Annotated in this window: 13 protein-coding genes; 6 read left to right on the forward strand and 7 right to left on the reverse strand. The window is 70.1% G+C overall.

What is annotated here, in order from left to right; translation table 11 throughout:
* Positions 1-94: 94 nt before the first annotated feature.
* The gene (locus tag LE548_RS08940; protein WP_225096135.1) at positions 95-841 is read left to right on the forward strand and encodes a response regulator transcription factor; all 747 of its coding nucleotides are present in this window, start codon (positions 95-97) and stop codon (positions 839-841) included.
* A 9-nt stretch (positions 842-850) separates the two neighbouring features.
* Here the strand turns inward: LE548_RS08940 and LE548_RS08945 are convergent, their stop codons facing one another.
* Both LE548_RS08945 and LE548_RS08950 read right to left on the reverse strand, forming a co-directional pair.
* The gene (locus LE548_RS08945; protein WP_225096136.1) at positions 851-2026 is read right to left on the reverse strand and encodes a winged helix-turn-helix domain-containing protein; all 1176 of its coding nucleotides are present in this window, start codon (positions 2024-2026) and stop codon (positions 851-853) included.
* 63 nt (positions 2027-2089) lie between these two features.
* Positions 2090-2659, reverse strand: coding sequence for a GNAT family N-acetyltransferase (locus LE548_RS08950; protein ID WP_225096137.1), 570 nt, complete (start codon positions 2657-2659; stop codon positions 2090-2092).
* A gap of 252 nt (positions 2660-2911) precedes the next feature.
* Here LE548_RS08950 and secA point away from each other — a divergent pair, with 252 nt between their 5' ends.
* On the forward strand, positions 2912-5719 hold the full coding sequence (secA, locus tag LE548_RS08955; protein WP_225096138.1) for a preprotein translocase subunit SecA: 2808 nt from the start codon (positions 2912-2914) through the stop codon (positions 5717-5719).
* Between the two features lie 66 nt (positions 5720-5785).
* Here the strand turns inward: secA and LE548_RS08960 are convergent, their stop codons facing one another.
* Positions 5786-6304, reverse strand: a complete 519-nt coding sequence (locus tag LE548_RS08960) for an Rv3235 family protein (protein ID WP_225096139.1) — start codon at positions 6302-6304, stop codon at positions 5786-5788.
* A 297-nt stretch (positions 6305-6601) separates the two neighbouring features.
* Here LE548_RS08960 and LE548_RS08965 point away from each other — a divergent pair, with 297 nt between their 5' ends.
* Positions 6602-7117: a hypothetical protein gene (locus tag LE548_RS08965; RefSeq protein ID WP_225096140.1), complete on the forward strand. Its 516-nt coding sequence runs from the start codon at positions 6602-6604 to the stop codon at positions 7115-7117.
* 57 nt (positions 7118-7174) lie between these two features.
* Positions 7175-7843: an HAD family hydrolase gene (locus LE548_RS08970; RefSeq protein WP_225096141.1), complete on the forward strand. Its 669-nt coding sequence runs from the start codon at positions 7175-7177 to the stop codon at positions 7841-7843.
* Positions 7844-8028: 185 nt separating this feature from the next.
* Here LE548_RS08970 and LE548_RS08975 read toward each other — a convergent pair whose 3' ends face one another.
* Complete coding sequence (locus LE548_RS08975; protein WP_225096142.1) at positions 8029-8595, reverse strand: DJ-1/PfpI family protein; 567 nt, start codon at positions 8593-8595, stop codon at positions 8029-8031.
* 523 nt (positions 8596-9118) lie between these two features.
* On the opposite strand from LE548_RS08975, the gene LE548_RS08980 reads away from it, so the two are divergent.
* Together LE548_RS08980 and LE548_RS08985 are read left to right on the forward strand one after the other, a co-directional pair.
* Positions 9119-14056 (forward strand): NAD-glutamate dehydrogenase, encoded by a 4938-nt coding sequence (locus tag LE548_RS08980; RefSeq protein ID WP_225096143.1) that lies wholly within the window; start codon positions 9119-9121, stop codon positions 14054-14056.
* Positions 14057-14158: 102 nt separating this feature from the next.
* Positions 14159-15682 (forward strand): hypothetical protein, encoded by a 1524-nt coding sequence (locus LE548_RS08985; RefSeq protein ID WP_225096144.1) that lies wholly within the window; start codon positions 14159-14161, stop codon positions 15680-15682.
* Positions 15683-15758: 76 nt separating this feature from the next.
* Here LE548_RS08985 and LE548_RS08990 read toward each other — a convergent pair whose 3' ends face one another.
* The 3 genes from LE548_RS08990 to LE548_RS09000 form a co-directional block, all read right to left on the reverse strand.
* The gene (locus LE548_RS08990) at positions 15759-17438 is read right to left on the reverse strand and encodes a glycosyltransferase family 2 protein (RefSeq protein WP_225096145.1); all 1680 of its coding nucleotides are present in this window, start codon (positions 17436-17438) and stop codon (positions 15759-15761) included.
* Entirely contained in the window at positions 17435-19651 is a 2217-nt protein-coding gene (locus tag LE548_RS08995) for a CDP-glycerol glycerophosphotransferase family protein (RefSeq protein WP_225096146.1), read from the reverse strand. The genes LE548_RS08990 and LE548_RS08995 overlap by 4 nt, the downstream gene beginning before the upstream one ends.
* 216 nt (positions 19652-19867) lie before the next feature.
* Complete coding sequence (locus tag LE548_RS09000) at positions 19868-20683, reverse strand: ABC transporter ATP-binding protein (RefSeq protein WP_225096440.1); 816 nt, start codon at positions 20681-20683, stop codon at positions 19868-19870.
* Between the last annotated feature and the right edge of the window lie 49 nt (positions 20684-20732).

Genomic DNA, 20732 nt, shown 5'->3' on the forward strand with positions numbered 1-20732 from the left:
TGAAATCATGGCCGGACCGGCCCAACCGGTGGGCCGTTGCCTTGGGTTGGCGATGGCGCAGGACGACAGGCCACAGCCTTCAGGGGGAGGAACGATGGCGGACACCTTCGGACCGATGCGGGACGAAGACGCCGACGACGGTGTCATCGGCGAGGGTCCCGACGCGGGCTCTTCACGCGCGGAGCCGATCAGGGTCCTGGTCGTGGACGACCACGCCCTCTTCCGGCGCGGCCTGGAGATCGTGCTCGCGGCCGAGGAGGACATCCAGGTCATCGGCGAGGCCGGCGACGGCGCCGAGGCCGTGGAGAAGGCCGCCGACCTGCTGCCCGACATCGTGCTGATGGATGTCCGCATGCCCAAGCGGGGCGGGATCGAGGCCTGCACCTCCATCAAGGAGGTCGCCCCCAGCGCGAAGATCATCATGCTGACGATCAGCGACGAGGAGGCCGACCTCTACGACGCGATCAAGGCGGGCGCGACCGGATACCTCCTCAAGGAGATCTCCACGGACGAGGTGGCGACCGCCATTCGCGCGGTGGCCGACGGGCAGTCGCAGATCAGCCCGTCCATGGCGTCCAAGCTCCTCACCGAGTTCAAGTCGATGATCCAGCGCACCGACGAACGCCGACTGGTGCCCGCGCCGAGGCTGACCGACCGGGAGCTGGAGGTCCTCAAGCTCGTCGCCACGGGGATGAACAACCGGGACATCGCCAAGGAACTGTTCATCTCCGAGAACACCGTGAAGAACCACGTCCGCAACATCCTGGAGAAGCTCCAGCTGCACTCCAGGATGGAAGCCGTGGTCTACGCGATGCGGGAGAAGATCCTCGAAATCCGCTAGGGCAGGGGGTCAGCCGAGGGCATGGGCGAGTTCCCTCGCCAAGGGTTCGCGCAGTTCGGGTGCGTCCACGCGCTCGACGCGGACGTCCGTGCAGTCCACCCAGCCGGCCGCCTCGATCAGGGCCTGGGCGACCGCCGGGACCGCCTTCGCACCGTCCAGCGTGACCTGCTTGGCCACCAGCGTGCGGCCCTCGCGGGCCGGGTCGACCCGTCCGACCAGCAGGCCGCCAGCCAGCACCGGCATGGCGAAATAGCCGTACACACGCTTCGGCTTGGGGACGTACGCCTCCAGGCGGTGGGTGAAGCCGAAGATCCGCTCTGTGCGCGCCCGCTCCCAGATCAGCGAGTCGAACGGCGACAGCAGCGTCGTACGGTGGCGGCCGCGCGGGGGTGCCGCGAGGGCTGCCGGGTCGGCCCAGGCGGGGCGGCCCCAGCCCTCGACCTCGACCGGGACCAGCCCCGAGTCGGCGATCACCGCGTCGACCTGCTCGCCCTTGAGACGGTGGTAGTCGGCGATGTCCGCGCGTGTGCCCACGCCCAGGGACTCACCGGCCAGCCGGACCAGCCGGCGCAGGCACTCGGTGTCGTCCAGCTCGTCGTGCAGCAGCGCGTCCGGGATCGCGCGCTCGGCGAGGTCGTACACCCGCTTCCAGCCGCGGCGCGCCACACACACCACCTCGCCGTACATCAGCGCGCGCTCCACGGCGACCTTGGTGCCCGACCAGTCCCACCAGTCGCTCGTCCTCTTCGCGCCGCCCAGCTCCGTGGAGGTCAGCGGGCCCTCCGCGCGCAGTTGCTTGATGACCTGGTCGTAGGTGCCCTCGGGCAGCTCGTGGTTCCAGTGCGGGCGGTGCCGGTAGGCGCGGCGGCGGAACGCGAAGTGCGGCCACTCCTCGATCGGCAGGAGGCAGGCCGCGTGCGACCAGTACTCGAAGGCACGCGTGCCGCTCCAATAAGCAGCCTCGACCGTCTTGCGGCCGACCGCGCCGAGGCGGGCGTACGGCACGAGTTCGTGCGAGCGGGCGAGGACCGAGATCGTGTCGAGCTGGACCGCGCCGAGGTGGCGCAGCACCCCGGGGACACCGGCCCGCCGGTCGGGTGCGCCGAGGAAGCCCTGGGCCCGCAGGGCGATACGGCGGGCGTCGTCCGCGGTGAGGATGGTGGTCGGGCGCGGAAGGGTCGTCATGCCCCGGACCCTAGGGGCCGCCACTGACAATCCGTCCTGAGCTGGGCGTTCGCCCGGCGCAGGTCAGGTTCGGGCGGGCAGGTACGGCGCCGTGGAGGGCAGGCCCAGGTCCGAGGGGAGCAGGGAGCCGACCCAGCAGTCCCGGCGCACCCCCTTGTTGTTGACCGCGGAGCGCAGGGTGCCTTCGATGGTGAAGCCCGCGCGTTCGGCGACCGCGCGGGAGGGGTGGTTGCCGACCTCGGCACGCCATTCGACCCGGTCGACGCCCACCTCGGTGAAGATCCACCGGCAGGCGGTGAGCGTGGCCTCGGTGACGTAGCCGCGCCCGCGGTGTTCCGCCGTCGCCCAGAAACCGACCTCGGCCACGCCGAGCGAGCGCAAGGTGAGACTGAGCATGCCGGCGAGTTCCCCGTCCGGCAGGAAGACGCCGAAGGTGAACATCGAGCCCTGTGCCCAGCCGTCGGGGACCAGCTCCTCCGTGAAGCCGCTCGCGTGTTCGGGCAGGTAGGGGGACGGGACGGTGGTCCAGCGCTGGATACCCGGGTCCTGGGCGGCCTTGTACACGGCCTGCGTGTCGTGCGGGCCGACCGTGCGCAGGATCAGACGGTCGGTGGTGAGTGTGACGGGTTCCATCGCCCGATTGTGCTGGGCGTCCCGCGCGCGGGCTATCGTTTTTCGCTATGCGTGAGCGGGTGATCACATTTCGCGCAATTCCTCGTGCCGATGCGGCACTATCCGCGTGCCCCGTCCGTTGTCCCGGATGAAGCAGCCGTCGGGCCGCCAGGCCTCCCGGCCCAGCCGGGTCCTCGCATACGATGGCCGTTGCTCAGTACGTCAAATGGAAACCGACCGTCCCAGGCCCGACCGGCAAGGAGACAAACCCCCGTGTCCGTCCTCTCGAAGATCATGCGTGCAGGCGAAGGCAAGATCCTGCGCAAGCTGCACCGCATCGCGGACCAGGTCAACTCCATCGAAGAGGACTTCGTCGACCTCTCCGACGCCGAGCTGCGGGCCCTCACCGAGGAGTACAAGCAGCGGTACGCCGACGGTGAGAGCCTGGATGACCTGCTCCCCGAGGCGTTCGCCACCGTCCGTGAGGCCGCCAAGCGCGTGCTCGGCCAGCGGCACTACGACGTGCAGCTGATGGGCGGCGCCGCCCTCCACCTGGGCTACGTGGCCGAGATGAAGACCGGTGAGGGCAAGACCCTCGTCGGCACGCTCCCCGCGTATCTGAACGCCCTGTCCGGCGACGGCGTCCACCTCATCACGGTGAACGACTACCTGGCCGAGCGCGACTCCGAGATGATGGGCCGCGTCCACAAGTTCCTGGGTCTGAGCGTCGGCTGCATCCTCGCCAACATGACGCCGGCCCAGCGCCGCGAGCAGTACGCGTGCGACATCACCTACGGCACGAACAACGAGTTCGGCTTCGACTACCTGCGCGACAACATGGCTTGGTCGAAGGACGAGCTGGTGCAGCGCGGCCACAACTTCGCCATCGTCGACGAGGTCGACTCCATCCTCGTCGACGAGGCCCGTACGCCGCTGATCATCTCCGGCCCGGCCGACCAGGCCACGAAGTGGTACGGCGACTTCGCCAAGCTGGTCCTGCGCCTGAAGAAGGGCGAGGCCGGCAACCCGCTCAAGGGCATGGAGGAGACCGGCGACTACGACGTCGACGAGAAGAAGCGCACGGTCGCCATCCACGAGGCCGGCGTCAGCAAGGTCGAGGACTGGCTGGGCATCGACAACCTCTACGAGTCGGTGAACACCCCGCTGGTCGGCTACCTGAACAACGCCATCAAGGCCAAGGAGCTGTTCAAGCGCGACAAGGACTACGTCGTCATCGACGGCGAGGTCATGATCGTCGACGAGCACACGGGCCGTATCCTCGCCGGCCGCCGCTACAACGAGGGCATGCACCAGGCGATCGAGGCGAAGGAAGGGGTGGACATCAAGGACGAGAACCAGACGCTCGCCACGATCACCCTGCAGAACTTCTTCCGCCTCTACGCCAAGCTCTCCGGCATGACCGGTACGGCGATGACCGAGGCCGCCGAGTTCCACCAGATCTACAAGCTCGGCGTGGTCCCGATCCCGACCAACAAGCCGATGATCCGCAAGGACCAGTCGGACCTGATCTACCGCACCGAGGTCGCCAAGTTCGAGGCGGTCGTCGACGACATCGCGGAGAAGCACGAGAAGGGCCAGCCGATCCTCGTCGGCACGACCTCCGTCGAGAAGTCGGAGTACCTCTCGCAGCAGCTCTCCAAGCGCGGCATCCAGCACGAGGTGCTCAACGCCAAGCACCACGAGCGCGAGGCGTCGATCGTCGCGCAGGCCGGCCGCAAGGGCGCGGTGACCGTGGCCACCAACATGGCCGGCCGTGGTACGGACATCAAGCTCGGCGGCAACCCCGAGGACCTCGCCGAGGCGGAGCTGCGCCAGCGCGGCCTCGACCCCGAGGAGCACATCGAGGAGTGGGCGCAGGCACTGCCCGCCGCCCTGGAGAAGGCCGAGCAGGCGGTCAAGGCCGAGAAGGAGGAGGTCGAGGAGCTCGGCGGGCTGTACGTGCTGGGCACCGAGCGGCACGAGTCGCGCCGTATCGACAACCAGCTGCGTGGTCGTTCCGGCCGCCAGGGCGACCCCGGCGAGTCCCGCTTCTACCTCTCCCTGGGCGACGACCTGATGCGTCTGTTCAAGGCCCAGATGGTCGAGCGCGTGATGGCGATGGCCAACGTGCCGGACGACGTGCCGATCGAGAACAAGATGGTCACGCGCGCGATCGCGTCCGCGCAGTCGCAGGTCGAGCAACAGAACTTCGAGACCCGTAAGAACGTTCTGAAGTACGACGAGGTGCTCAACCGGCAGCGCGAGGTCATCTACGGCGAGCGCCGCCGGGTGCTGGAGGGCGAGGATCTGCACGAGCAGGTCCAGCACTTCATGGACGACACGATCGACGCGTACGTGAGCGCGGAGACCGCCGAGGGCTTCCCGGAGGACTGGGACTTGGACCGGCTGTGGGGTGCCTTCAAGCAGCTCTACCCGGTGAAGGTCGACATCGATGAGCTGGAGGAGGCCGCCGGTGACCGGGCCGGTCTGACCGCCGAGTTCATCTCCGAGTCCATCAAGGAGGACATCCACGAGCAGTACGCGGCCCGGGAGGCGCAGCTCGGCTCCGAGATCATGCGTGAGCTGGAGCGCCGGGTCGTGCTGTCGGTCCTCGACCGCAAGTGGCGTGAGCACCTCTACGAGATGGACTACCTCCAGGAGGGCATCGGCCTGCGCGCGATGGCGCAGAAGGACCCGCTGGTCGAGTACCAGCGCGAGGGCTTCGACATGTTCACCGCGATGATGGAGGGCATCAAGGAGGAGTCCGTCGGCTATCTGTTCAACCTGGAGGTCCAGGTCGAGCAGCAGGTCGAGGAGGTCCCGGTCGAGGCTGAGCCGGCCGCCGAGGGTGTCCAGGAGACGGTGCCGGCACAGGCTGGGGCCCGTCCCGAGATCCGGGCGAAGGGGCTGGACGTTCCGCAGCGGCGGGATCTGCACTTCTCCGCGCCGACGGTGGACGGTGAGGGCGGCATCGTCGAGCGTGACCTGGAGGACGAGGAGCCGGTGCGTTCGGAGGCGGACGGGCTGACGCGGGCCGAGCGGCGGCGGCAGGCCAAGGGCGGGCGGCGCCGGAAGAAGTGACGGGCGTTCGGCTGCCGAGCTGAGCCGAGTGGGGCCGGGTTCCTTCGGGAGCCCGGCCCCCTTGCGTCATGCCGTCGGCCGGGAGCGGGCCGCGGCCTCTACCGCTGTGCAGCGCCAGCGGAGGTCCTGGCCCAGTTCCAGGCGGAAGGCCAGGGCGCGGAGCTGGTCGCCGGCGGCGATGCGGGCGAAGACCTCAAGGGCGCCGTCGCAGGGGACGTAGTAGCCGATGTCGTGGATGACCGGACGGGAGCCGCGGGTGCGCAGGGGGCTGCGTTCGGCGAGGCGGGTCAGGTCGTCGTAGGCACGGCCGGCGGTGTGGCGGAGCATCCAGTGGACGGGGCGCTGACCGCTCAGGACGGCCACGAGACGGTCCGTGAAGAGATCCGTGGGCCGTAGCTGGGGCTGAGCGGCCGCAGAGGCTGTGCGGGGCCTGTCGGGCGTCCTGAGGGCGGCCGGGGTCATGGCCCGGCCGCTCCTCGTCGGCGGTTTGCGGGGCGGGGCGCCGGCCGGGCGGCGGGTGTCGTGGCGGGTCGGCGGGCGGTGGCGCGGGCGGGACTGGGCGGTACGGCTCATGACCTTGTTCATGGAGTCCCCGTTCGGCGGGCCCGGTTGATACCGGGCGGTAACTCGCTGGTGGGGATCTTGTACGGGGGTGGGGAGCCGGGTGGCAAGGGTGGCGGTGCCGGCCGGGGAGGGGCGGAAAAGTTCGCTCATCCGAGGGACACGGGGCACCAGGAATACCGGTATGCCGGGGGTGCCCCGGGTGAATTCGCGGCCTGGTGCTGACGGGTTCCGGGGTGCGGGCAGGGACTCGAAAGGGGACCCGCGCACGTATCCTGAAGGCCTTCGAGCCTTGCCCTTGATCAGGAAAGAGCGGCCAGCATGCGCGTCTACGTCCCCCTGACCCTCCCCGCGCTCGCCGAGGCGCACAAGACGGGTGAGCTGGGGAGCGGCCCCTTCGTCGCGTACGCCGTCACGCCCGCGCTGCGCGAGTGGTACCTCTCCGAGGACATCGAGGAGCTGGAGTACGCCGCGCTCAGCCGGGCCGCGCTGGCTTCGCTGCGACGGCTGGCGGCCGATCCGGGTGCGGTACGGCGCCGGGTCGTGGTCGCCGTGGACGTGCCCGACCGTGCGGCGAGCGTCGATCCGGACCGTGGGCTGGACCCGTCCGCGCTGGGCGAGGTGACCGTGACGTCGAGCGTGCCGCTCGCGAAGGCGGCCGCGGTGCATGTCGACGCCGATGACGCGGAGCAGGACGTGGCCGCGGCGGCGGAGGCGCTGGAGGCGGCCGACGGCGGGGACGACGACGCGCAGTTCGTCGTGGACGGGGCGGACGACCACGAGCTGCTGTGGTACGCCACGCAGGAGATTCCCAACCTGGTCGGTTCGGGCGCCTGACGCCTGCGCCGGCCTCCGGCCGGGTGATTGCCAGTGGGGGCGAGTACGGTCTTCGGCATGGGGATGCACGGAAGCGCGCACATCGTCTGGGACTGGAACGGGACGCTGTTCCACGACAATGACGCGATCATCGGGGCGACGAACGCGGCCTTCGCCGAGCTGGGGCTCGCACCGATCACACTGGAGGAGTACCGGGCGCTGTACTGCGTGCCGGTGCCGAAGTTCTATGAGCGGCTGCTCGGGCGGTTGCCGACCGAGGCCGAGTGGGAGCTGATGGACGGGGTGTTCCATCGGCACTATGCCGAGCAGCGGGAGCGGTGCGGGCTGACCGAGGGAGCTGCGGAGCTGCTCGCCGGGTGGCGGACCGCGGGGCACAGTCAGTCGCTGCTGAGCATGTACGGGCATGAGGAGCTGGTGCCGCTCGTGCGGGGGTTCGGCATCGAGGCGCACTTCCTGCGGGTCGACGGGCGTACGGGGCCGTCCGGGGGGAGCAAGGCCGAGCACATGGTGCGGCATCTGGAGGCGCTGGGAGAGGGCGTCGTGGCCGCGCGGACCGTGGTGATCGGGGACGCGGCGGATGACGCGGTCGCCGCGCGGGAGGTCGGGGCGCGGGCTGTGCTGTACACCGGGGGGTCGCACGGCCGGGCCAGCCTTGAGGCAGTGGGGGTGCCGGTGGTGGACACGCTGGTGGAGGCGGTGCGGGAGGCACAGCGAATAGCCGCGTAGCCGAGTGGGTGCCTTGTTCGGGTGCCTTGTTCGGGTGCCGGGTGGGGGTGCCGGGTGTCGCTCTTCGAGCAGGGGGTGACCCCAGCGCCCACCTGTGCCGCCCCAGCGGCACGACCGCCCGCAGCCACGTGGGTGGGCGCCACCGTCAGCTACGACCGTCTGCCGGTCACCGCCCCGCCCCGTCCTTACTCCACCGGCGCCGTCACCCGCAGTACCTTCAGGAATTCGCGCATCCACGCCGGGTGGTCCGGCCAGGCTCGGGAGGAGATCAGGGTGCCGTCGACGACCGCTTCGGCGTCCTGGAAGTCCGCGCCGGCTGTCTGCATGTCCGGTTCGAGGGCGGGGTACGCCGTGACGCGGCGGCCGCGCAGGGTGTCGATCGCCGCGGTGAGCAGGGGGCCGTGGCAGATCTGGGCGACCGGCTTGTCGGCGTCGAAGAAGGCCTTGAGGATCTTGCGGAGTTCGGGATCGTTGCGCAGATACTCCGGTGCCCGGCCGCCGGGGATGACGAGGGCCACGTACTCGCCGGGGTCGACGTCGGCGAAGGCCAGGTCGGCGGGCCAGGTGTAGCCGGGCTTCTCGGTGTAGGTGTCGTAACCGGGCTCGAAGTCGTGGACGACGAAGCGCAGGGTCTTGCGGGAGGGGGCGGCGATATGGACCTCGTAGCCCTCCTCGCGCAGGCGCTGATACGGGTAGAGGACTTCCAGGGACTCCGCTGCGTCGCCGGTCACGATCAGGATCTTCGCGGGCATGTCGGTTCCTTCGGGCAGACAGACCTGACACTGACACCTACCCGGACGAGCCCCCCGCCTACCCGGACCAGATACGTCACCCACCACCACCCCGCCGCTGTGCAGAACGTCAAACTTCGACCCCCTGTTTTGTACACATACGGCTCATGACGGCCCCGGGGTGAGGAGCGATAGCCTTGTGGCGTGATCAGCGCGATATCTCGCGGGGACGATCGTGTCCCTGCCCTGCGCCCGGGTTGCACGGAACACCTCCGTGACCGGGCGGCGGTCGCTGGTCTTCGCGGGCGGGGCGGGGCCGCAGGAGCTCCCAGGACGCCGAGGGCAACCCTGGACACGGCTGTGCTGAGAGCAGCGTCACGTCCAACAAGCGTGCCGACAATGGCCGAATTCCCCCCGCTCATCTCACCTCGCGGCATAGCGTCTGAACAGTCCGGACACCCCGGGCTGTGGCGTCGAGCCGGAGGGAAAGAGACCGTATTTCCTTCTACGTCACGCAACGGCGCGCGACAGGAGCCAGAGGACAATGCAGACCAAGCTGGACGAAGCCAAGGCCGAGCTGCTCGGAAGGGCCGCCCGGGTAGCTGAGAACAGCCCGGTCGGGGGGCACCTACCGACCGGGACCGCGGACGAGGGCTCCCCGGACACCCCGGACAGCGAGTCCGTGCTCGCGTTCCTCCAGCGCTACTACCTGCACACCGCCCCGGAAGACCTCGCCGACCGCGACCCGGTCGACGTCTTCGGTGCCGCGGTCTCGCACTACCGGCTCGCCGAGAACCGCCCCCAGGGCACGGCGAACGTGCGGGTGCACACCCCGACCGTGGAGGAGAACGGGTGGACCTGCAGCCACACCGTGGTCGAGGTCGTCACCGACGACATGCCCTTCCTCGTCGACTCCGTCACCAATGAGCTGACCCGGCAGGGGCGGGGGATCCATGTCGTCATCCATCCGCAGTTCGTCGTCCGGCGGGACCTGACCGGCAAGCTGATCGAGGTCCTGGCCACCCCGCCCACCGGCGACCTCCCGCACGACGCGCACATCGAGTCCTGGATCCACGTCGAGATCGACCGCGAGACCGACCGCGCCGATCTGAAGCAGATCACCGCCGATCTGCTGCGCGTGCTGTCCGACGTCCGCGAGGCCGTCGAGGACTGGGAGAAGATGCGCAGCACGGCGACCCGGATCGCCGACGAGCTGCCGGACGAGGCCGCCCCGGGCGACCTGGTCACCGGCGAGGTCGAGGAGGCGCGTGAGCTGCTGCGCTGGCTGTCCGACGACCACTTCACCTTCCTCGGCTACCGCGAGTACCAGCTGCGCGACGACGACACTCTCGCCGCCGTGCCCGGCACCGGTCTCGGCATCCTGCGCTCCGACCCGCACCACGCCGAGGACGACCAGCACCCCGTCAGCCCCTCCTTCGAGCGGTTGCCCGCCGACGCCCGCGCCAAGGCCCGCGAGCACAAGCTGCTCGTGCTGACCAAGGCGAACAGCCGGGCCACCGTGCACCGGCCGTCGTACCTGGACTACATCGGCGTCAAGAAGTTCGACGGGGCGGGCAACGTCGTCGGGGAGCGGCGGTTCCTCGGACTGTTCTCCTCCGCCGCGTACACCGAGTCCGTGCGGCGTGTCCCCGTCATCCGCCGCAAGGTCGACGAGGTGCTGAAGCGCGCCGGGTTCTCGCCCAACAGCCACGACGGCCGTGACCTGCTGCAGATCCTGGAGACCTACCCGCGCGACGAGCTGTTCCAGACGCCCGTCGCCGAACTGCAGTCCATCGCCACGAGCGTTCTCTACCTCCAGGAGCGCCGCCGGCTGCGGCTGTACCTGCGCCAGGACGAGTACGGGCGCTACTACTCGGCGCTCGTCTACCTGCCGCGCGACCGCTACACCACCGGCGTCCGGCTGCGGATCATCGACATCCTGAAGGAGGAGCTCGGCGGCATCAGCGTCGACTTCACCGCCTGGAACACCGAGTCGATCCTGTCCCGGCTGCACTTCGTCGTCCGTGTCCCGCCGGGCACCGAGCTGCCCGAGCTGTCGGACGCCGACAAGGACCGCATCGAGGCCCGCCTGGTCGAGGCCGCCCGCTCCTGGGCCGACGCGTTCGCCGAGGCGCTGACCGCCGAGTGCGGCGAGGAGCGCGCGGCCGAGGTGCTGCGCCGCTACAACCACGCCTTCCCCGAGGGCTACAAGGCCGACCACACCCCGCGCGCCGCGGTCGCCGACCTGGTCCACCTGGAGCAGCTCAGCGAGGACAAGACCTTCAGCCTGAGCCTGTACGAGCCGGTGGGCGCGGGCCCCGAGGAGCGCCGGTTCAAGATCTACCAGAAGGGCGGCTCGGTCTCCCTCGCCCAGGTGCTGCCGGTGCTCAGCCGGCTCGGCGTCGAGGTCACCGACGAGCGGCCGTACGAGCTGCGCTGCGCGGACCGTACGACGGCGTGGATCTACGACTTCGGTCTGCGCGTGCCCCAGGCGGCGGGCGGCGGGGAGTACCTCGGCGACGACGCCCGTGACCGCTTCCAGGAGGCCTTCGCCGCCACCTGGACCGGCAAGGCGGAGAACGACGGCTTCAACGCGCTGGTACTGAGCGCCGGGCTGACCTGGCGGGAGGCGATGGTGCTGCGCGCCTACGCCAAGTACCTGCGGCAGGCCGGTTCGACCTTCTCCCAGGACTACATGGAGGACACCCTCCGCAACAACGTCCACACCACCCGCCTGCTCATCTCCCTCTTCGAGGCGCGGATGTCCCCGGACCGGCAGAAGGCCGGGCTGGAGATCACCGACGCGCTGCTGGAGGAGCTGGACGCGGCCCTGGACCAGGTGGCCAGCCTGGACGAGGACCGCATCCTCAGGTCCTTCCTGACCGTCATCAAGGCGACGCTGCGCACGAACTTCTTCCAGGAGACGATCGACGGCTCGCCGCACGACTACGTGTCCATGAAGTTCGACCCGCAGGCCATCCCGGACCTGCCCGCGCCGCGCCCGGCGTTCGAGATCTGGGTGTACTCGCCGCGGGTCGAGGGCGTGCACCTGCGCTTCGGCAAGGTCGCGCGCGGCGGTCTGCGCTGGTCCGACCGGCGTGAGGACTTCCGTACCGAGATCCTCGGCCTGGTCAAGGCGCAGATGGTGAAGAACACCGTCATCGTGCCGGTCGGCGCCAAGGGCGGCTTCGTCGCCAAGCAGCTGCCCGACCCGAGCGTGGACCGGGACGCGTGGCTGGCCGAGGGCATCGCCAGCTACAAGACGTTCATCTCGGCGCTGCTCGACATCACCGACAACATGGTCGCCGGCCAGGTCGTGCCGCCGCAGGAAGTGGTCCGGCACGACGGCGACGACACCTACCTGGTGGTCGCCGCCGACAAGGGCACCGCGACCTTCTCGGACATCGCCAACGGGGTCGCCGAGAAGTACAACTTCTGGCTCGGGGACGCCTTCGCCTCCGGCGGCTCGGCCGGTTACGACCACAAGGGCATGGGCATCACCGCGCGCGGCGCCTGGGAGTCCGTCAAGCGGCACTTCCGTGAGCTGGGCGTGGACACGCAGAGCGAGGACTTCACGGTCGTCGGCATCGGTGACATGTCCGGTGACGTGTTCGGCAACGGCATGCTGCTCTCCGAGCACATCCGCCTGGTGGCCGCCTTCGACCACCGGCACATCTTCCTCGACCCGACCCCGGACGCGGCGACGTCGTACGCCGAGCGCCGCCGGCTGTTCGAGCTGCCCCGTTCCTCCTGGGCGGACTACAACACCGAGCTGCTGTCGGCGGGCGGCGGGATCTTCCCGCGCAGTGCCAAGTCGATCCCGGTCAACGCCCACATCCGCGAGGCCCTCGGCATCGAGGACAAGGTCACCAAGATGACCCCGGCCGACCTGATGAAGGCGATTCTGCACGCGCCGGTCGACCTGCTGTGGAACGGCGGTATCGGCACGTACGTGAAGTCGTCGGCGGAGTCCAACGCCGACGTCGGCGACAAGGCCAACGACGCCATCCGCGTCGACGGCAGCGCCCTGCGGGTCAAGGTCGTCGGCGAGGGCGGCAACCTGGGTCTGACCCAGCTCGGCCGGATCGAGTTCGCCATGCACGGCGGCAAGATCAACACCGACGCGATCGACAACAGCGCCGGTGTGGACACCTCCGACCACGAGGTGAACATCAAGATCCTGCTGAACGGCCTGGTCGCGGACGGCGACATGACCGTCAAGCAGCGCAACAAGATCCTCGCGGAGATGACCGACGAGGTCGGCGCGCTGGTGCTGCGCAACAACTACGCGCAGAACACCGCCCTGGCCAACGCGCTGTTCCAGGCCAAGGACATGCTCCACGCCCAGCAGCGCTTCCTGCGTCACCTGGTGCGCGAGGGGCATCTGGACCGGGCGCTGGAGTTCCTGCCCGCCGACCGCCAGATCCGTGAGCGCCTGACCCAGGGCCTGGGCCTGACCGGCCCGGAGACGGCCGTCGTGCTGGCGTACACGAAGATCACGGTCGCCGAGGAGCTGCTGGCGACCTCGCTGCCGGACGACCCGTACCTGCGCAGCCTGCTGCACGCGTACTTCCCGACGGCGCTGCGCGAGCGCTTCACCGAGGCGATCGACAACCACCCGCTGCGCCGCGAGATCACCACGACCGTGCTGGTCAACGACACGGTCAACACGGGCGGTACGACGTATCTGCACCGTCTGCGCGAGGAGACCGGCGCCTCCCTGGAGGAGATCGTCCGGGCGCAGACCGCGGCCCGCGCGATCTTCAGCTCGGCGCCGGTGTGGGACGCGGTGGAGGACCTGGACAACAAGGTCGACGCCGACGTCCAGACCCGGATCCGGCTGCACTCGCGCCGGCTGGTCGAGCGCGGCACCCGCTGGCTGCTCAACAACCGGCCGCAGCCGCTCCAGCTCGCCGAGACGGTCGAGTTCTTCGCCGAGCGCGTCGAGCGGGTCTGGCAGGAGCTGCCGAAGCTGCTGCGCGGCGCGGACCTGGAGTGGTACCAGCACGTGTACGACGAGCTGTCCGCGGCCGGTGTCCCGGACGAGCTCGCCACGCGCGTGGCCGGGTTCTCCTCCGCCTTCCCGGCGCTCGACATCGTCTCGGTGGCCGACCGCACCGGCAAGGAGCCGCTCGACGTCGCCGAGGTCTACTACGACCTCGCCGACCGGCTGAACATCACCCAGCTGATGGACCGCATCATCGAGCTGCCCCGCGCCGACCGCTGGCAGTCCATGGCCCGCGCCTCCATCCGCGAGGACCTGTACGCGGCACACTCGGCGCTCACCGCGGACGTCCTCGCGGCCGGCAACGGCACGTCGACGCCCGAGCAGCGCTTCACGGCGTGGGAGCAGAAGAACGCGCCCATCCTGAGCCGGGCGCGCACCACCCTGGAGGAGATCCGCGGTTCGGAGACCTTCGACCTCGCCAACCTGTCGGTGGCGATGCGCACGATGCGGACGCTGCTGCGCACGCATTCGTAAGCCCGTGCGGCAGTGACCGCACCGATGACGCCCCGGGCACCCAGCGGCCCGGGGCGTCTCCCTGCTTGCCGACCCTCGGGGAACCTGGGCTAGGGTCGCAGGATGCAAGCCGCACCGTCTGACACCCAGCCCGTGAGCCGGCCGGTGTCACCGCAGAACAACACCACCCGGCGGGCCGGCCGGGCGCTGCCGCAGGCCGCCGCCGTGCTCGTCGTGGTGCTGCTCCTCCTCGTCATCGTCCGGCTGCCGTGGGCGGGCGACCTCGGCATGCACGCGGCCACCGTCGAGCGGCTGCGCCACAACCTTCTGCATCCCGGCAATCCGCTGGTCGACGCGGACACGCCGAGCCCGTACTACTCGCCGTGGATGCTGGTGCTGGGCGTGGTCGCCAAGCTGACCGGCCTGTCGGTGTGGGTCGTGCTGCGCTTTGCCGCGGTCGTCGGACTGGGGCTGCTGGTCACGGGGGTATGGCGGTACGTCCGTACCCTCAGCGCCCATCGCGCGGCGCCCGCCCTCGCGCTGCTCAGCCTGGTCTTCCTCTGGGGCCCGGTGCTGTTCAGCTGGTCCGGCTTCGTGGGCCTGAACTCCCTCGCGCTGACGGTGGCGTACCCCAGCGTGTTCGCGCTCGGTCTCACCTTCCACTTCTGGGCGTGGCTGACGCGCGCGGTGCGTGCGCCCGAGCCGGCTTCGTGGGGGCGCTGGGCGGCGCTGGGCCTGCTGTGGGGGCTGATCCTGCTCTGCCACCAGTTCACCGGCGTCGTGGCGTCCCTGGGGGCGCTGGCGATGGTGATCGCGGCGCGGCCGGGCCGTGCGGTGCTGCTGCGGCTGGGTGCCGCGCTGGCGCTGGGCATGCTGCTGCTGGGCCTGTGGCCGTACTACGACTTCTTCTCGTTGTTCTCCGCGGGCGGCAACCTGGAGGCCATACACAAGCCGCTGTACGAGAACCTGGCCGAGCGCTTCGGGTTCGTCCTGCTGGGCGTCGCCGCGCTGGGCCTGCGCCTGCGCCGGGACCGCTGGGACCCGCTGGTGCTGTTCTTCGTCCTGGGCGCGCTGATGTTCGCCGCGGGCGGCCTGAGCGGCCACTACTCCTGGGGCCGCGCCATGCCCGCCGCGCTGATCCCGGCCCAGCTCGCGGCCGCGCTGGAGGCCGTGGCGGCGGGGCGGCGGGCAGTGCGGGCCTGCTGGGCGTGCGTGCTCGGCGCCGCGCTGGCCGCGGGGGCGTGGACGCAGGTCGGGACGCTCGGGTATGTGATCCCGAAGAGCGCGCTGCCGTCGGTCGTCGCGGACAAGTACCACACGCCGTGGGTGGGCTACCACTGGATCACGCCCTGGGTGAAGTACGGCGACGTGGTGATGGCCAGGACGACCCCGGCGCGGCAGATCCCGGCCTACGGGCCGTACACCGTGGCCCCCGGGTATCCGGACTTCTTCCTGAAGGACGAGAAGAGCCGGAACGCGGCGGTGGACCGGTACTTCGCCGCAGGGACGTCCGCTGCCGAGCGGCAGGGGATTGCGCGGGAGTACGGGGTGCGGTGGGTCGTGGGACCGAAGCGGCTGGCCGGCCCGGGTCTGCAGAAGGTGACTACGGGCCCGGAGCACCAGGTCCTGTTCCGCGTGGTGCGCTGAGCCACGTACGTCTGCATGCCGGAAGGGGCGCGGGGAAGTTCCCCGCGCCCCTTCCGGCACATCCGGCGCTAAGACGTCACCGCAGCACGCTCGACAGCAGCTTCGCCGCCTTGCGGATCTTCGGGCGGGCGACCTTCTGGACGACCGGGCGGATCACCTTGGCCGTGACCCCCACCGGGCGCCAGCGGATCTGCAGGCGGCCGGGGTTGCGGCCCTCCGGCTCTATCGTCACGTCGTGCGGGGTCGCGCCGGAGCGGTAGTCCACACGGGCCGTCATCGTCGGGAAGTCCAACGGGGCCAGCAGGATGCCCGAGTGGGCCAGGCCCTGCTGCTGGAGGCGGATCTGGGGGTGCCGCAGGCCCTCGAAGCCCTGGAGGGGGAGCGGTGCGGCCGACAGATCCAGGCGGACCGTGCCCTCGAAGAGACCCGGGCTGACCGGGTCCAGACGGAACGGCACTGTCATCCTCTTGGTGCCGGGGGACAGCAGGAGGCTCGCGCGCTGCGGGCCCACCGGCAGGCGCAGGCCCGGGTCGTACGTGCGGATCGACAGCGTCAGAGCCGCGCCCTTGCCCCGCTCCAGCCCCGTGATCTCGTGCCGGAACTGTGCGCTCGGGAACGGCCGCGTGTCCAGCTCCAGGTCGGACAGGTCCAGTTCACGGCGGGCGCGGTCGGAGGAGGGGACCTCGGCGCCCCAGTAGGGAACGCCCGACGCGTCGGCCGTCACCTGGCGCGGTGCCACGCCGTTGCCGAGTTCGCGCGCCGCGAGCTGGGCGTCCGCCAGGCGGCCGTCCCGCAGCAGCTCCAGCACGATCCGCTCCGGGCGCGGCAGCCGGGTGTACGCGCCGTCGGCCAGCGTCTCCAGGTACGGGTTCATGATCTCGGCGAAGGAGCGGATCCACTCCTCGTCGCGGTAGGGCAGGTCGCCGGCGTACAGGCTGAAGTCATGCTTGAGGAACTTGAAGTCCTTGTCCTCGCGCAGCCCGGCGTGCTCGCTCCCCGCCAGGAAGTCGTCGATCATCCGGTGCACACGGATGCGGTCCTCGACATTGGAGATCTTGTGCCGCTGGTTGGAGATCGTGGCCGTCTCCGCGTCCGCGAACGGCTCGATGTACCAGAGGTACACCGGGTCCGGGATGATCGTGAACGCCTTCGCCAGACAGTACGACTGGATCGAGAACAGCTGGTCCTCGTAGTGGACCCCCTCCGGGAAGCGGAGGTTGTGGCGGTTCAGGAAGTCGGCGGTGTACATCCGGTTCGTCGACAGCGGCCAGAACAGCAGGTCCGGCTCCGACTCGATGTTCTCCACCGTGCGCCGCTCGGCGAACAGATGCGGCATCCAGGTGGTGCGGCGGCCGGTGTCCACCCGGAGGCGCTGGCAGGTGCCCATGGTGAAGTCGACCTCGCGCTCGCGGTGCGCGGCGAGCAGCACCTCCACCGCGTTGGCCGGGAGTTCGTCGTCGCTGTCGAGGAACATCAGATACGGCGCCCGGGCGATCTCGATGGCCCGGTTGCGCGGGGCGCTGCAGCCGCCGCTGTTCTCCGGCAGACGGAGGTAGCGGATGCGCGCATCCTGCGCCTCCAGCCGACGCGCCACGGTGGGCGTGTCGTCGGTGGAGTGGTCGTCGCTGATGATGATCTCGATGTTCGCGTGCGTCTGCGCGCGCAGCGACTCCACGGCCCGGGGCAGGCGCTCCGCGTCGTTGAAGACGATGACCGTGACCGTGACGTCAGGGGTCGAGGTCGAGGTCGTGGTCATGCCGAGGCCTCCTCGGGGGTCGGGGCGGGGGTGCGTTCCTCCAGCGGGAGGACCGGGGGCAGGGACTCCTCCGGTTCGCCCAGGAACACCCGGCGTACGACCCGTTCGGCGGCGCGTCCGTCGTCGTACTCGCAGAACCGGCGGCGGAACGCGGCCCGCGCCTTGGCCGCGCTCTCGTCGCGCCAGGCGCCGGAGGCGAAGATCTCCGTCAGCTCTTCCTGGGTGCGCGCGACCTGGCCGGGGTGCTCTTCCATCAGGTCGAAGTAGACGCCACGCGTGGTCCGGTACGTCTCCCAGTCGTCGGCGTAGACGACGATCGGGCGGTCCAGGTTGGCGTAGTCGAACATGATCGACGAGTAGTCCGTGACCAGCGCGTCGGCGGCCAGGCACAGTTCCTCGACGGGGTCGTAGGAGGAGACGTCGATGATCCGGCCGGAGCGGCGCAGGCCGGACAGGGGGGAGGCGGCGCCGCCGTAGAAGTAGTGGGCGCGCACCAGCAGGACCGTGTCCTCGCCGAGCCGGTCGGCGAATTCGGCGAGGTCCAGGCGCGGGGTGAACCCGGCCTCGTAGTCGCGGTGGGTCGGGGCGTACAGCACGGCCGTCTTGCCCGGGGCGATGCCGAGGCGGCGGCGGGCGGCGCGCACGTCATCGGCGGTGGCAGTGTAGAAGACGTCGTTGCGCGGGTAGCCGTAGTCGAGCGAGGTGAAGCGGGCCGGGTAGGCGCGCTCCCACATGCGGGTCGAGTGGCTGTTGGCGCTGACGCTGTAGTCCCACTTGTCGATACGGCTCAGCAGGGCGTCGAAGTCCAGGCCCTTGGCGGCGGCCGGGTGCTCCATCTGGTCCAGGCCCATGCGCTTGAGCGGGGTGCCGTGGTGGGTCTGCAGATGGATGGCGTCCGGGCGCTTGACGACCGCGTTGGGGTAGTTGACGTTGTTCACCAGGTACTTGGCGGTCGCCAGGGTCTCCCAGTAGCGGCGGGTGCCGGGGACGACGTAGTCGGTGCCGGGCGGCAGCAGGGCCTCGTTGCTCTTCGACACCACCCACACCGGGTGGATGTGCGGAGCGAGTTCGGCCATCTTGGCGGCGATCGCGGCCGGGTTGCAGGCCACACCGCGCTCCCAGTAGGCGGCGAACACGGCCAGGTTCGGGTTGACCGGGCGGCTCAGGGCGCGCTGGTACTGCTGGTCGCGCAGCTTTGCGCCCAGCTCCTTCTTCCGGGTCTTGACGGCCTTCTTGGCGGCGCGGCGGGTGCGGTTGGCGGCCTGGAACGCGCGGTACTTGGTGTACGCGCCCTCCTCCAGCAGGGCGTGCCGTACGCCCTCCACGCCCGCGGGGCGCTCGTGGTGCTCGGGGCGCCAGCGGACCGCGGCGAGGGAGGCGCGGCGGAAGAACTCGCGCGCGACCGCGTCGGGCAGGTTCTCGCCGGCGAAGGTGCGCACCAGATCACGCATCATCAGGTCGTACAGCACCACGCGGGTGGCGCGGCGGTCCTTGGTGAGCGCGAGCAACGACTCGTAGCGCTCGATGAGCGCGAAGCGGTCCTCGGGGGCGAGCGGCGGCAGGCTCTCGGGGCGCAGCTCGCGGTTCTCGTACGCCGCCTGGTTCAGGCAGGCGACGCGGCCGGCGTGCAGCAGGGTCGCGTGCGCGGTGTACGGCTCGTCGCCGGTGGTGAGCTGCTCCTCGTGCGCCCGCCAGAAGTCGGCGCGCAGCGCGCGGTTGCCGAGGATCGGGGTGAGGCGCACCAGGTCGGCGGCCTCGTTCAGGGGGAGGGCCTCGCGGCCGACGGCGGCGAGCAGGCGGCCGTCGCGGGAGGCGCGGGCGGCGGTCTGCCAGGTGGTGACGACGTGGTCGAAGAGGAGGACGTCGACAGGGGTGCCCGAGGCGCCGGCCTCGGCGTCGAGCTCGGCGGTGCGCTCGGCGATCTGACGCGGGGCGCCGGTCGGCAGGCCGTCCTTGGCGTGCACGAAGTGCAGCCAGCGGCCGGTCGCGCGGGCGGCGCCGGCCGCGCGGGCCTCGGCGTCGCCGGTGCCCTCCGGCAGGGGGACGACGATCGTCTCGGGAGCGTGGCCCTCGGCCGTCTCCCGCGCCCAGTCGCCGACGGCGGCGACGACGATCTCGGCGTCGAGGAGGGGGTGGGCTTCCACGGAGTCCAGCAGCTCTGTCAGGTGCCCCTGTGCGTTCGGTCCGTAGACGATGACGCTGAGTTGGGGCATCGCAGAGGACTCCTTAAAGTTATTGGTGTGGCCACTCTTCATAACATATGTTCACTCAGTGGACGAAAGCGATCACGCCACGTGGAGCAAGAGAGGGCCCTAGGTAGGAAGACGAACTTCCGTGGCCTGGGGTTTCTTCCCGCGTAACTTTCCGGCCGCCTTCTTACCGGCGTTTCTTGTGTTGCGCTTACTGTATCGACCCGGCGAAGGGGCCCTTCAGGCCGCCTTCTTCTTGTCGCCGGTGAAGGCCTCGTACTCCTTCATGACGTCCTCGGTCGGCCCGTCCATGCGCAGCTCGCCGCGCTCCAGCCAGATGGTCCGCTCGCAGGTGTCGCGGATCGACTTGTTGTTGTGGCTGACCAGGAAGACGGTGCCCGCCTTCTCGCGCAGCTCGCGGATCCGCTCCTCGGAGCGCATCTGGAACCTGCGGTCGCCGGTGGCCAGGGCCTCGTCGATCAGCAGGACGTCGTGGTCTTTTGCGGCGGCGATGGAGAAGCGCAGCCGGGCGGCCATGCCGGAGGAGTACGTCCGCATCGGAAGGGTGATGAAGTCACCCTTCTCGTTGATTCCGGAGAAGTCGACGATGTCCTGATACCGCTCCTTGACCTGCTCCCGGGACATGCCCATGGCGAGGCCGCCGAGGTAGACGTTCCGCTCGCCGGTGAGGTCGTTCATCAGGGCCGCGTTGACGCCGAGCAGGGAGGGCTGGCCGTTGGTGTAGATGTGGCCGTTCTCCACCGGCAGCAGGCCGGCGACGGCCTTGAGCAGCGTGGACTTGCCGGAGCCGTTGGTGCCGATCAGGCCGATCGCCTCGCCCTTGTAGGCGACGAACGACACGTTCTTCACCGCGTGCACCCGGCGCACGCCCGCCGCCTTCTCGGCCTGCTTGCGGCGCAGGATGCGGTTGAGGGCGGCGGTGGCGGAGCCGCGGCCGGAGCCGGTGCCGTTGACCCGGTAGACGATGTCGACGCCGTCGCAGACGACGGTGGGGATCTTCTCGGCGCGGGCGAGGCGCTCGACCCTCTCGCGCATCATGCGCTCGTCGGGGGTCTCTTCGAGGGTCTCGGGGTTCTCTGTGTTC

It is taken from the genome of Streptomyces sp. CoH27 (assembly GCF_020181035.1).
Taxonomy (GTDB): Bacteria; Actinomycetota; Actinomycetes; order Streptomycetales; family Streptomycetaceae; genus Streptomyces; species Streptomyces camelliae.

Excerpts from the sequence above, each read along its gene's own strand:
- LE548_RS08940 (WP_225096135.1), top strand. The coding sequence starts at position 95 with ATGGCGGACACCTTCGGACCGATGCGGGACGAAGACGCCGACGACGGT.
- LE548_RS08945 (WP_225096136.1), bottom strand. The coding sequence starts at position 2,026 with ATGACGACCCTTCCGCGCCCGACCACCATCCTCACCGCGGACGACGCC.
- LE548_RS08950 (WP_225096137.1), bottom strand. The coding sequence starts at position 2,659 with ATGGAACCCGTCACACTCACCACCGACCGTCTGATCCTGCGCACGGTC.
- LE548_RS08960 (WP_225096139.1), bottom strand. The coding sequence starts at position 6,304 with ATGAACAAGGTCATGAGCCGTACCGCCCAGTCCCGCCCGCGCCACCGC.
- LE548_RS08965 (WP_225096140.1), top strand. The coding sequence starts at position 6,602 with ATGCGCGTCTACGTCCCCCTGACCCTCCCCGCGCTCGCCGAGGCGCAC.
- LE548_RS08970 (WP_225096141.1), top strand. The coding sequence starts at position 7,175 with ATGGGGATGCACGGAAGCGCGCACATCGTCTGGGACTGGAACGGGACG.
- LE548_RS08975 (WP_225096142.1), bottom strand. The coding sequence starts at position 8,595 with ATGCCCGCGAAGATCCTGATCGTGACCGGCGACGCAGCGGAGTCCCTG.
- LE548_RS08980 (WP_225096143.1), top strand. The coding sequence starts at position 9,119 with ATGCAGACCAAGCTGGACGAAGCCAAGGCCGAGCTGCTCGGAAGGGCC.
- LE548_RS08985 (WP_225096144.1), top strand. The coding sequence starts at position 14,159 with ATGCAAGCCGCACCGTCTGACACCCAGCCCGTGAGCCGGCCGGTGTCA.
- LE548_RS08990 (WP_225096145.1), bottom strand. The coding sequence starts at position 17,438 with ATGACCACGACCTCGACCTCGACCCCTGACGTCACGGTCACGGTCATC.
- LE548_RS08995 (WP_225096146.1), bottom strand. The coding sequence starts at position 19,651 with ATGCCCCAACTCAGCGTCATCGTCTACGGACCGAACGCACAGGGGCAC.
- LE548_RS09000 (WP_225096440.1), bottom strand. The coding sequence starts at position 20,683 with ATGCGCGAGAGGGTCGAGCGCCTCGCCCGCGCCGAGAAGATCCCCACC.